Annotated in this window: 13 protein-coding genes and 1 tRNA gene; 5 read left to right on the forward strand and 9 right to left on the reverse strand. The window is 43.1% G+C overall.

The window, feature by feature from the left end; all coding sequences use genetic code 11:
- Positions 1 to 7: 7 nt before the first annotated feature.
- A complete protein-coding gene (locus MD536_RS15685) occupies positions 8 to 1,114 on the forward strand; it encodes a glycosyltransferase family 2 protein (protein ID WP_239601806.1) in 1,107 nt (368 codons plus the stop codon).
- A gap of 35 nt (positions 1,115 to 1,149) precedes the next feature.
- Here the strand turns inward: MD536_RS15685 and MD536_RS15690 are convergent, their stop codons facing one another.
- From MD536_RS15690 to MD536_RS15715, 6 genes are all read right to left on the reverse strand, one after another.
- Positions 1,150 to 2,001: a DUF5777 family beta-barrel protein gene (locus MD536_RS15690; RefSeq protein WP_234867418.1), complete on the reverse strand. Its 852-nt coding sequence runs from the start codon at positions 1,999 to 2,001 to the stop codon at positions 1,150 to 1,152.
- Between the two features lie 4 nt (positions 2,002 to 2,005).
- Positions 2,006 to 2,566, reverse strand: coding sequence for a YceI family protein (locus MD536_RS15695; protein WP_239601807.1), 561 nt, complete (start codon positions 2,564 to 2,566; stop codon positions 2,006 to 2,008).
- Positions 2,567 to 2,576: 10 nt separating this feature from the next.
- Positions 2,577 to 2,984 carry an OB-fold protein gene (locus MD536_RS15700; protein WP_234867421.1) on the reverse strand — a complete coding sequence of 136 codons (408 nt, stop codon included), beginning with the start codon at positions 2,982 to 2,984 and terminating at the stop codon, positions 2,577 to 2,579.
- Positions 2,977 to 3,780 (reverse strand): hypothetical protein, encoded by an 804-nt coding sequence (locus MD536_RS15705; RefSeq protein WP_239601809.1) that lies wholly within the window; start codon positions 3,778 to 3,780, stop codon positions 2,977 to 2,979. The genes MD536_RS15700 and MD536_RS15705 overlap by 8 nt, the downstream gene beginning before the upstream one ends.
- A gap of 109 nt (positions 3,781 to 3,889) precedes the next feature.
- Positions 3,890 to 5,167, reverse strand: coding sequence for a putative outer membrane beta-barrel protein (locus MD536_RS15710; protein ID WP_239601811.1), 1,278 nt, complete (start codon positions 5,165 to 5,167; stop codon positions 3,890 to 3,892).
- Positions 5,142 to 5,753: an RNA polymerase sigma factor gene (locus MD536_RS15715; protein WP_239601813.1), complete on the reverse strand. Its 612-nt coding sequence runs from the start codon at positions 5,751 to 5,753 to the stop codon at positions 5,142 to 5,144. Before MD536_RS15715 ends, MD536_RS15710 begins: the two co-directional genes overlap by 26 nt.
- A gap of 157 nt (positions 5,754 to 5,910) precedes the next feature.
- On the opposite strand from MD536_RS15715, the gene MD536_RS15720 reads away from it, so the two are divergent.
- From MD536_RS15720 to MD536_RS15735, 4 genes are all read left to right on the forward strand, one after another.
- Positions 5,911 to 5,982, forward strand: a tRNA-Arg gene (locus tag MD536_RS15720).
- A 279-nt stretch (positions 5,983 to 6,261) separates the two neighbouring features.
- Positions 6,262 to 7,149 (forward strand): NmrA family NAD(P)-binding protein, encoded by an 888-nt coding sequence (locus tag MD536_RS15725; RefSeq protein WP_239601815.1) that lies wholly within the window; start codon positions 6,262 to 6,264, stop codon positions 7,147 to 7,149.
- Positions 7,150 to 7,160: 11 nt separating this feature from the next.
- On the forward strand, positions 7,161 to 8,072 hold the full coding sequence (locus tag MD536_RS15730; RefSeq protein ID WP_239601817.1) for a helix-turn-helix domain-containing protein: 912 nt from the start codon (positions 7,161 to 7,163) through the stop codon (positions 8,070 to 8,072).
- A 230-nt stretch (positions 8,073 to 8,302) separates the two neighbouring features.
- On the forward strand, positions 8,303 to 9,322 hold the full coding sequence (locus MD536_RS15735; RefSeq protein ID WP_239601818.1) for a phosphotriesterase family protein: 1,020 nt from the start codon (positions 8,303 to 8,305) through the stop codon (positions 9,320 to 9,322).
- Positions 9,323 to 9,429: 107 nt separating this feature from the next.
- On the opposite strand, the gene MD536_RS15740 is transcribed toward MD536_RS15735, so the two are convergent.
- The 3 genes from MD536_RS15740 to MD536_RS15750 form a co-directional block, all read right to left on the reverse strand.
- Complete coding sequence (locus MD536_RS15740; protein WP_239601820.1) at positions 9,430 to 9,996, reverse strand: hypothetical protein; 567 nt, start codon at positions 9,994 to 9,996, stop codon at positions 9,430 to 9,432.
- A gap of 496 nt (positions 9,997 to 10,492) precedes the next feature.
- The gene (locus MD536_RS15745) at positions 10,493 to 11,599 is read right to left on the reverse strand and encodes a TlpA family protein disulfide reductase (RefSeq protein WP_239601822.1); all 1,107 of its coding nucleotides are present in this window, start codon (positions 11,597 to 11,599) and stop codon (positions 10,493 to 10,495) included.
- A 163-nt stretch (positions 11,600 to 11,762) separates the two neighbouring features.
- A complete protein-coding gene (locus tag MD536_RS15750) occupies positions 11,763 to 12,491 on the reverse strand; it encodes a GDSL-type esterase/lipase family protein (RefSeq protein ID WP_239601824.1) in 729 nt (242 codons plus the stop codon).
- Positions 12,492 to 12,504 lie beyond the last annotated feature (13 nt).

Here is a 12,504-nt window from a genome sequence, read left to right on the forward strand (position 1 = left end):
ACGCGTTATGCTGACATTAGATGTGATCATACCCAGCTTCCGAATGAACGAAGCAATTCTGTTGCCTATACTGAATCTGAAGCAGCCGGAAAATGCAATCGTGCAATTTTTTCTGATGTGCGATAATCCGAAAGCTGAATTGAGTGAGGCACTGAAAGAAGCCTGTTCCAAACCGGGCGTTCAGTTTATCAAAAATGAAATCAATCTCGGTGTTTCGGCTACCCGTAACCGTGGAATTGATCTGAGTCTGGCGGATTGGATTTTATTCCTCGACGATGATATCATTCCAGCTGAAGACATACTGGTACGTTATGCTGAAGGTATTCGCAACCATCCGGAGGAAATTGGATTTATTGGTCCGATTGATTTACCTGCGCCAAAGCATCCCTTTAACAAGGCTGTTATAGCCAATGGGTCTATGGATATATTTGGAATCGCTCGGGTAAAAGAAGCCTTTGCCTGGGGCGCCACCGCCAATATCCTTTTCAACCGGAAAGCAATTGGCAATCTTCGGTTTTCGGCTGCATTTCCCAAATTGGGAGGTGGCGAGGATGTGGACTTCAGTTACCAGGTAAGGGATCGCAATCATCGTAAATCTTTGAAATGTATTTCCGGTGCTGCGGTTACGCATCCCTGGTGGGGCAATGAAACTCCAGTGTGGAGCAGGCCCTTCCGCTACGGAATTGGAAATAGTTACTTACCCAACCGGCATCCTGCTTATGCCTATTATGATTTCCTTACAGCACCGGAAACACTGCTGGTCAGTTGCATATTATTGCCGGTGTTTGTTTTGATGGGATTGATCAGCTGGACAGCCGCCCTGTATTTTGTATTGGGTGTACTGGTAATTGAAGCCATCGCAACCGGGATTCAGATCATCAAGCGATCCAAATCTTTTTCACCTGCTGTAATTGTGTACGGAATCGGGCTGCGTTTCATTTATGAGATGGGCTTATTACAGGGTTCTCTCTCCCGCGGTCAGTTGCAGGAAATCGGCTTGCGCTTCAACTTTGAAGGCAAAACAGCTAACCCACCTTTCTATCACAGCAATACCAGGCGGTTAGTGAAGTGGGTACTCTATCCGGTATTGGTTGCTCTTTGCCTAAGTCTTTAACCTTCACCCGTCCGGTGCCACCGGACGGGTGAAGCTTAGAACATCCGGGAAAGATTAAAGCCAAAACGGATTTCACCTTTGAAGAAACGATCGGTTGTTTCAACCAGAAAAGCCCGTTCATTCATGCCGATCGCATTGCTGAAATGGAGTTGAAATACATGTCCGCCTGTTTCAATGTCAAATCCGATACCCAGCGGGAAATAGTATTCATCTGGTAATTGTGTCAACACCACCTGGTGATCAAAAGTGATGGCAAATCGTTTGCTTAGTTTTTGGCGCAGTCCAATACCTATAGCAAGATTGGTATTTTGCCAGCTTTCATCGGGTACGTAATTCATATGCAGAAGGGTAGCACTTAATTGCGCTGAAAATCCGGAAGAAAACTTCCTGCCTGCAATGAGTTGGGCATAAAAGGAAGTACGGTCTCCGGTACTGGGTTTATATCCGGTAGAACTGGATTCATCAGCAGTACGGATCATCACACCGGCAACACCTACAAGAGATATCGGTGCCGATTTTGATTGCTGGATTATCCTGATCTTAACCAACCCATCGTATTCTTTCCGATAGGTACTTCGACCAACCCCTACCGTTAGCCAGTTACTCAATCCATAATCAAAGCTCATTCGCATGGATGCCTGATCCAGGCCAAACAATTCCTTAACCCCATCCGACAATTTTCCAAACCGGTGCAGGATCCGCACATCCAGCGCACCTTTGTCCAGCATTTCAACCGATTGTGCGTGAATCACCCGGGTGGAATGGAAGGTCCCGGTTATTTTTGGAGACGCGCTTCCGGGGCCGGATTCCAACAACGAGTCAACAGATGGCTCCTGGGCGTACACTGATCCCCCGCAAATAAGGAAAAGCAAACATAGTTTTTTCATATAATCAATTCGTTGGTTTCATCCAGCCGCTGTTGAGTTCCACGACTAGTTCTTTGTTGATGTTATCACGCACCAAAGCAGGTATTCGAATAGAAAAATCTGCTGGTTTAATATGAAAACTGGTAATAGCCACACAATCCTTGTCTTTGAATTCCAGCAGGGCTGTACAAGTATGCGGTTGTTCCACACCGTGAATGGTAAGCCGGCCATTTACCACCACAGCTTGTTTACCTGATTTTTCAATCGATACAGAACCCGGATCAAATTGTCCGATAAAAATCGCCCTGGGAAACTTATCGGACTCCATATAGGAATCATTAAAATGCTGCTGCATCAGGGCTTTCCGAAATAAAAATCCTTTTATAAGTACGGCGGCTTCCACTTTACCTGATTTGAGATCCAGCAGCAGTACGCCATTTTTATTCTCGGCACGAATGGTTTCCAAAGGTGTGACAGATTCAAAACGAATGTTCATCAACCTGGAAGCATATCGTTGGGCATGAACTACCGGTGAGGCACAGGTTAAAACAAAAAGCAGGCATCCAGTTAAATAATTCATCATCATTCAATATTAATTAGGGTAATAGTTGTGCTCTTGTCAGTTGCACATCCATCAGGTAACCAGAACAATATCCTTTAACCGAAACCGAATCACCAGGCTTATATGCTGTGATAGTTGATTGTAACCCTGAATCAAGCAAACAACTTATAGAGGAAGCTGCGGCGGGCTCACCCAGGTAGATCATAGCTTGCTCCGCATCCATCAGGTTGATGGCTCCCCGTACTTCCAGCCATTTCCCCAGGTACATGGAATTAGCGGATGCTTCATCCTGTTGAAAGGCCTCCAATAAGTCAGTAGCAGTCAAACTGAAAGCAGCATCCTGGTTATCGGCGCTGGAAGGTTCTTGTTGGTACAGATAATAACCTACTACTCCTACACCCAACAGCAGCACAAGGATTCCGTATAGCAATTTCTTAATCACTGGTTCTGCCTCCTGCTGTGATCCAATCGGTGATGACTTTTTTATCTGCTGCACTTAAAGCTGGACCACCTTTTGGCATGGTTTCGAGATCGACAGCCTGGCTCTTAATACTGTTTTTCTTTTCAACTATAGCACAATCGGTACCCAAGCTGATACCACTGGTGGGATTTGTTCCGGTATGGCAGCCACTGCATTTGGAATTGATCAGTGTTACTACAGCAGTGAACAAAGGGCCATTTGCAACAGCACCCACCGTTGCTGCTTTGGTAGTTTCACATCCAGCTGCATCTTTCGCATATACGGTATAGTTACCTGGTTCCAGTCCGGTGAAGTTGTTGGATGCCTGGTAGGTTCCACTTGCATTCAGGCGATAGGTAAAACCAGTACTGCCGGAAGCGGTAACGGTGATGGTTCCTGTTTTCCCACATTTTTCAGACGAACTGACATCAACCGTTACCGAGATTGTTTTTCCGGCACATGGATCACCATCGGACACTGTAAAACTTCCGCTTCCAATACAACCATCACTATTCTTTGCACGGATCGTATGGGTACCGGCAGCCAGGTTGGAAAAAGTTCCGGAAGCCTGAAACGGGCCATTATTCAGGCTGAAGGTAAAGCCGGAACCACCTGTTGCAGTAGCTGCAATGGAACCGGTTGTACTACCCGGACCAGCTGTATTGGTAACCGTTCCATTTACTACTATGGTGAGGCCTTCACAAGGATTTGCTGGTTCATCTGTACCGCTTTTGCTGCAGGATAAGAAGAATAAAAGGGCCAGGCCAACGAATGTCATTCGCCGGCAACTTAAGGTTGCTGTCAACATAATGATAGAGTTAGTGCGCGTTGCGCGTGGTATGATTACTTACCTATTCGTATCCGAATTAAAAAGGGTTGCCTTGATTTTATTTTTTCTTCCAGAAAGAGTAACGAAGCCCTGCAAAGAGTCCGGCTGACCGGAGTTTTACTGATCCTTCACCAATACCTTTGGTAGGAATATTGAAATAGGGTGCAGCCTGAACATGAAGGCGATCACTAATACGGTATTCATATCCTACACTGAAACCAATTCCTGAAAAAAGTTCGAGAGCTTTGGTCCGATAGGTGTAATATCCCTTAGCCGGTTGTCCAAACCGAGTATAATAATAATCGTAGGATTCTCTTTGCATGATTGCATTTTGCATACTGAGCATTCCAAAAACCTGGTGTTGCTGGTTTGGTAAAAAATTATACCTCACGCTAATAGGAATTTCCAGAATAGCACAATCGGCATACACTTCCTGTATGACGAAGTTGGGGTTATCATAATAGGATCCCGCTTTCGGCGTGTAGGCATTACCGGGAGCTTCGTACATTTTCCTGGTTTGCGTGAATCCAACTTGCATTACCCATCGTTTATTGAGCTGCAGACCCAGTCCCGCTCCATAAGCAGGTTTTAATTCAGATTTATGATTGCCACTTACAAACCCTCTATCAAGGCCACCGCCACCATATACATAGAATCGATAGGCCACTGGTTGCTTTTTGGGGGTTGACACAATGGTTTGTCCGGGTATCGCAGGATCTGTAATTGACACACTAACAGGAATGGACAACTGCTGTTTTTTAGGCAGTGCTGGATAGAGGGCTTTATCTTCTAATTCATTAGATACAACAAGGGTCATGGATTCCTCCTGAGTTAATGCCGACTCAGGCGACATTTCCAGGATAGGTTGATTTAATTCTTTCTTCACGCTAACTTCTGGGGTACTTATTTCCGAAACAAACTTTCTGGAAGGCGTTGCATTTAAGTGCTGTTTTTCCAGTTGAATAAACGAAGCGTCCCTCTTTTGATCAGCTGATTGTTGAGTACCAGTCGCAGCTGTATGAGCAGCATCCTTTTGGGAAGATTCTTTTCCTGATGACTCATGTAGCAACAATTGGCGGCTGAAGGATTTAGTTTTCTCAACCTCCAGGGGTCCGGGTTGCGGAACAAAATGGCGATGCCCTGCCATAAACAATAAAAGCGGCAACCACCACCAGGCGAACCCGCGGCGGCGTTTCTGCTCCTCTTCATCCAGGAGCAAATTCATTTTTAACCAGGCATGTGCAGGTGCGGCCGGCTGCTCAGCTTCAGCGGCAATGCGGAAGAGATCGTCCAGACCTTCTTCTCCCTGGTTAAGATTGAATGGCTTTTCGTTCATTGTTATGGTTTAGATGTAATTCCTCTGCCAGTATTTTCTGCAATCTGGCCCGGGCTTTTGACAGGTTGGATTTGGAGCTGCCTACACTTATTTTCAGCATGGCAGCAATTTCTTCATGTGTATATCCATCAATCACATAGAGATTAAAAACAAGGCCGTAAGCCGGACTCAACCGGCGGACCATTGCCAGTAATTCTTTGTGGGAGATGTTGGAAAGTCCGGTTGGCGCGATTGAAGGCAACAATGTCTGCTCCTCGGCTTCTGTAGGCATGGCCACCAGGTCCAGTTGTTTTTTTCGAAGCTGATCAATAGCAGTATTGATGAAAATTCGTCGGATCCAGGCTTTCAGGGAGGCTTCGTAGGAGTCATACCGAAGCTGGAATCGCTCCATTTCTCTGAAAATCTTCAGAAATCCGTCATTAATCACTTCCAGCAATTCATCCTCATTAGTTATATAACGATGACAAACTGAATAGGCATAGCCATAGAAGTGCTCGTAAAAGCGTTTCTGGCTCTGGCGTTTAAGGGAAACACATCCCTCTACCAGTTGCTTCAGCAGGTTGTCTGTGGGTGCCGTAATGTCCATGTCCTGGGGTCTATACGGGCTCGGGTTGCTCCGGGTTGCCTGCCTAAAGGTAAATTTTTCCCTCACCCGTCCGGTGGCACCGGACGGGTGGCACCGGACGGGTGGAGTAAGGCTTGAAATTCCCGAAAATGCCGTAATATTGCACTCCTTTTAGGCCGGCCTCGTAGTACAATGGATAGTATAAGAGTTTCCGAAGCTCCAGATCCAGGTTCGATTCCTGGCGAGGCCACAGGAAGATGTGAGACGTCAGACGTGAGACGTCAGAAGATATAACCCTTGCGCGGAGACCCGGCAGGGGTTTTGTCGTTTTTTAATTAAGTCCGATTCTCATTTAATTCAACTGTTTCATTTACAGTTTTATTTACGGTTTTTTACCATAGCAACCTCAAGCCATTTACCATTAAGCCCATCCATAATTTGACTACAACAAAAGCATATTTGGCTACAACCGTTTTTCTATTCTTGTGGATTTTTGCATTGCAATTCTGCAGAATAAAAGAATAAAAAAATGAAAATAATAGTTACAGGCGTTTTGGGAAATATTGGTAACCCACTAACACGAGCATTGAGGCAAAAAGGACATCAGGTAATTGGTATTAACCACATTGCTGAAAAGAAAAAAGAAATAGAAGCGCTAGGTGCAATAGCAGCAATTGGTTCGATTGAAGATGCAGATTTCCTAACAGCTACTTTTACTGGTGCAGATATAGTTTATACGATGGTTCCGCCAAACTATTTTGCGGAGCCTGATATTCGGGAGTACTATCGAAAAATTGGAAATAACTACGCACAGGCTATCAAACAGTCAGGCGTTAAACGAGTAATCAACCTAAGTAGTTACGGTGCACATTTAAACAAAGGAACTGGCAATATTTTAGGCGCTCATCATGTTGAAAATAGTTTGAATGAACTTTTAGAGGTGGATATTACACATATTCGTCCCACTTATTTTTATTACAACTTACTAAACCTAATTCCAGTAATAAAGTCTACTGGAGCAATTTATGCCAATTATGGTGGTGATAAAAAGATTGAAATGGTCTCACCCCTTGATATTGCATCAGCCATTGCCGACGAAATAGAATTACCGTCTGTTCATAGAAAAGTAAGATATGTATCAAGTGATGAACAAACAGGAAACGAAATTGCACGTGTTATAGGTGAATCAATAGGCAAACCAGATTTGAAATGGATTGTTATCTCTGACGAGGAGGCAATCAAAGGTTATTTAAATAATAGTTTCCCTGAACTACTGTCAAAAAATCTTGTAGAAATGTTTTCATGTCTTCAGAGTGGAAAATTAGCCGAAGATTACAAGCTTAATAAACCAGCAGAGTTAGGCAAAGTAAAGTTTACATCATTTTTGAAAGATTTTATTGTAGCTTATAATTCTTGAAATAAGTTAACATGCAAATTCACAGAATAAAATCAATAAGTGAATATCACAGACTCAGGGGATTACCTAAGCCTCAACATCCATTAATTAGTTTGATAGATTTTGAGTCACTTCAATACTCCCCAGACAATAATCACATAAGTTGGGTACTGGATTTTTATTCAATTGCACTTAAAAAAAACTTTGATGCAAAAATAAAGTATGGACAGCAGGAATATGATTTTGATGAAGGTGTACTATTTTTTATTTCCCCAAATCAAGTTTTTAGCATTGAAGTTAAAATAAATGAGGTTTCGAATTTGGCAGGATGGATGTTGCTCATTCATCCTGATTTTTTTTGGAAGACAACATTAGCCCAGAACATCAGAAAATATGATTTCTTTGACTACTCTGTGAATGAAGCATTATTTCTATCGGACAAAGAGGAAGCAACGCTAAATATTATCATACAAAATATCCAAAATGAGTATCATTCAACTATTGACCAATTCAGCCAAAGCATTATCATTTCACAAATTGAAACTTTGCTCAATTATGCGGATAGATTTTACCAAAGACAGTTCATTACACGCAAAATAAGTAACCATCAAATTCTAGACCGATTGGAAAAATTACTTGTAGACTATTTCAATAGCGATGACATAGTTTCAAAAGGTTTGCCAACAGTTCAATACCTTGCCGATAGTTTGCACGTATCGCAGGGTTATTTAAGCGGCTTGCTTAAAGTACTAACAGGCCAAAGCACACAACAGCATATTCATAACAAACTGATTGAAAAAGCAAAAGAAAAATTATCTACAACTGCATTATCAGTAAGTGAAATTGCCTACGAATTAGGATTTGAACACTCCCAGTCATTTAGCAAACTATTCAAAACAAAGACCGACCTTTCACCAAGTGAATTCAGAAAATCATTTAATTGATGTGGAGAAACATTTTAATTATCAATACATAGGACAGAACTGGCGAGGCCACGAAAAGATGTGAGACGTCAGACGTCAGATGTGAGACGTCAGATGTCAGACGTGAGAAGATACAACCCTTGTGCGGAAACTCTGGCTGGGATTGCTTACCACGACTATGAACAAAAATCACTAATTTCAACATCTGCCGCAGTTACATTTCCAATAACACCTACCGCAATGCTGTAACAATGAATAAACGACAACAGCAGCTATGGCTTTTTTTGTTCCTTCTTCCCTGCCTGGGAATTGCTTCCTGCCAGGCAACCTATCTGCAAACGGTAACGGGTGCTGTCTCGAAAAAGGAAGTTAATTACACATTAATCCATGAACATGCCACTACAAATTTCATAGGAGCAAGCAGCGTAACCCTACCACCGGATAAACAGCCTGCCATAACGACGATCTTACCCCATTTGCAAATAGTAAAAGCTGCAGGAGTTACTACCCTATTTGAATGCACGCCCAGTTTCATAGGTAAGGATGTGGTACTATTGCAGGAACTTTCCAAACAATCGGGCATTCACATTATTACCAACACGGGATTGTATGCAGCGGTCAGGCAAAAATACCTTCCCCCCTATGCTTATACAGAAAACTATAAAGCCCTTGCCCAAAGATGGATCGATGATTTTAAGAACGGCATTGACGGAACTGGTGTTAAACCCGGATTTATAAAACTTGGCGTAAATGAAGGCCCTATTGACAGCATTGAAACCAAGCTTTTACTGGCCGCTATGGAAACAAGTAAACAAACAGGGCTCAGTATTGCCGTCCATACCGGTGACTACCAGTCTGCGTTATCACAATACCAATTGGCTTCCAAACAAAATTTTCCTTTACGAAAGTTAATCTGGGTACATGCCCAAAACGCAACCAATGAGCAAAGAAAATTACTGGCTGAAAAAGGAATATGGATCAGTCTTGATGGTGTAAGTGAAACTACCCGTCAGTATTATGTCGAAGCCATTTTATTTCTCAAGCAGCATAAGCTCCTCCACAGACTACTCCTATCTCACGATGATGGCTGGGCGGTGCTGGAAAATGGGAGCTACCATCAGCTGGAGCTATTTGGCAATGGGAACAAAACCCCCTACTCTACCATTCACCGTTTTATCCTCCCGGAATTGCTGACTAAAGGAGTTACGCAAAAGGAAATTGACCAAATCCTTAGGCACAATCCTATCAGTTGTTTTGGTTTAAAGCGATAGATGTGAGACGTCAAACGTGAGACGTCAGAAGATAAAACCCCTGCGCGGAAAACCCGGCAGGGGTTTTATCGCTTTTGGAATAGCTTTGCTCACTACCTTCCATCAACTTATATCACCACCTCCATTTGCGTTCTGTTCTTAGGGTTATCCTCGGCGGTTATCCGTATCAGGGTGCCTGCGGGTGAAGGGATTTCAGATTGGGTGGTATAGATCCAATCGAAACCATTATCATCCATAATGGCATCTCCCTCTTCCAGCAGACTACCATTGGGCGCAAAGAGACCGAAGCTCACTTTGGTAACGCGGAAGTTGTCGGTTGCCTGGACAGTGAGTGATTGTCCGGCTGCACCGGAATATCCATCTGCACGCAGGTTGTCGATTTCAGGACCTTTGAGCGCATCGAGCACCGCTGCATTATAGGCAGACTGATTTTTCTTAGCGATCGCCTGGTAGGCGGCTTTGAGTTCCGGGTTGGCGATTGCTTTTTTTGCATAGATCACAGCCAGGGAAAACTTGCGCTTAACTGCCTTTGTTTTTTCAGTGTCGGATCTTTCTTTGCGCGGCTTTGGAAGTCCCGCCAGGATGGATTGATCGCCTTTCATGCGAAGGGAATACTGTCCGGCTACTTTACCGGTGTAATTACGAGTCAGGACATTGTTAGATGAACGTGCCATTTTTTTAAGTTTTAATTGGATGAAAGAAAGGGGAAGCGGATTAAAAGAGTGGGCGGACTGGAGGGTAACCGTTCCGGCACCGTTCCTATACCGTTAGTTGATCGTTCTTTGACCGTTATGGAACCGTCAGTGAATCGTTCCGGAACCGTTCCGGGCATTTGTGAAATAACACCAATGCTTAGTTGAATTGGGTAGGGAGGCTATCACCCGGCGAGCCAACCACAGGACCAGCATTGCCGGAGAATCATCAGAAGAGAGCAACTGGAATTGAGACTTGATTTATCCCGAAGCAGCATTGGGGCCTTATCTCCCTTTGCTACATAAGGCGGTCGGGCGTAACCGGTAGTTGTTCTGTTTGTGCTGAATGACAAAACAAGATTAGAAAGCAATTTTCACTCAAAAAAATAAACTTCGCGAATCGACAAAAAACCACGACGAATGACCAAAAAGTGGTTCTGAACGACATGTGGGGGATGGAAGATTTTCTGATTACCAATTACTCATTTATTCCAAACCGCTTCAGTGCCTGCCCAAAATTTCTATGTACCGTATAGGTGTCAGATTTCGATTCATAGGAAACATAGGTAGGCAATGAGCCAAATTTAAGTTTGCCGAATAGATTGTTAGAATCAAAATATTGGGGCCAATCAACCCCATCTTTTTTATAGGCTGTAATTGTAAGTTCTTTATGCGTGTCTACACCAATGGAAACCAATTGCACCTGGCCTTTCAATTTCTGATACAATCCTTTCTGCGCAATGGATCGATTGGTAATTCTACAGGGCCCGCACCAACTGGCCCAAAAAATGTAAATGCGGTTCTGATTGATTGTAAGCACCTCATTTTTCATGGTTGCAAGGGACTGGAGTGGAGTGTTTGCAAATATTGAATTCAATTCTGGATTTCCAACTGAAAACAAATTATTCTGTACATTTTTTGTAATCGCGGGATATTTCTTCAGAAGAGGTAATTTTTCCCGAAATAACGTAACATCGTAGTCGCCACCACAAGCTTTCAGGTACTCAAACAGATAACTAGTAAGAAAAAATGGATCCTGCTCATCATCCAGGTACACTGCCAACGTGTTTTTGGTTAGGTTATAATAGATTGGAATAGAGTCCATCAGGCTGGATCTCATAGCGGCTAACTCTTCTGGCTTTAATTCCATGCTTAATTTGGCATAGTTGGCTGCCAGTTGCTTAACCGGTTTTCTTGCGTGCCAAAGTCTGGTATAGTGTTCGTTTAATGAATCATTCCTTAAAAACTGTACGGAGTAGTAAAAGCTGTCAACGCTTGCTGATAGTTGCAGTGTAGCTCCACGCAAAACAGGCAACAGAATCATGTTATCATGAATACCGTCTTCATTACTGCTGCGTCCACCTGTTCCGGATTTCGCAACCATGAGCTGAAGAACAGAAGAATCATAGTTGCTTTCCGGCACTTGTATCCGGAAAGTTCCATTCTTGCTTATGGCTGCGGAATCAAATGCTTTGGAAGTTTTCGGATAGCCAAAATATTCAGAAACGTATACGGTATATCGATCCACATCAGCACCGTAAAACTCTCCCGCTATCTGAAATTGTGAAAAGGAAACTAATGACATGAAAATAAAAAGAAACAACAAACAGACTGATCTCATAAGAAAAATGCAACACGTATTTGCGTGCAGTATACAACAATTCCAAAAAAAGTATAGAAACAGTATGATTAAAAAAGCCTTAATAATCTGCCTGTAGTCTTGATTTGCAACACGTACGCATGATGCATCACCGCCTCGATAAGGTAACTATGTTTTGACTGATTAAATATTCAGCAACCAACCTGCCTAAAAAATCATACCCTCTTTGATTTGGATGTACTCCATCTTTGACAGTCATGTACTCCGGTTTATTTGAAAAAGAGGGAGTCAAATCTAAAAAATGAAGTTCCGCTGAAGAAGCTATCTTTCTAACCCTGTCGCGTAGTTCCCAGATTCTTGGTCTTCGCAACGTAAGATTATCAAACCGTTCTTTTGATAACTCCGGGGTAGTCAACACCATATCGAGTGGACTGCAAAGGATAATGGTAGAATTTGGAGTCATTTTCTTTACTGAATCGATAAACAGATTGTAATCGGATTCAAAATCCTTGATTTGGTCCCAATTGAACAGGGGCTCGCTAACGGTTTCGTTGGTGCCGGCTTTAATGATGATTATAGCTGGCTTGTACAATTTGATAGAATCCAGCAATCGCCACAAATTGGGCTTCCCGTAGCGCAACATGGTTGCTCCGCCGATGCCAAAATTGAGCACATCATAGTTGGTAAACCCTCTCTCCTGCAAGGTCTTTGAAACAATAGCGGGATAAGAAAAACTGGAAGGATCATCCAACCTTGCTCCAAATGTTATGCTGTTACCAATGCAGGCAATTTTCAGTTTTGTCTGTTGACTATAAGCAACACTAACAGGCGCGACTGTTACCACACATAAACAGGCGAATAGCCATACAAAACGCATCTGGATTGATTTT

The organism is Flavihumibacter cheonanensis, assembly GCF_022352215.1.
GTDB classification, from domain to species: Bacteria; Bacteroidota; Bacteroidia; order Chitinophagales; family Chitinophagaceae; genus Flavihumibacter; species Flavihumibacter cheonanensis.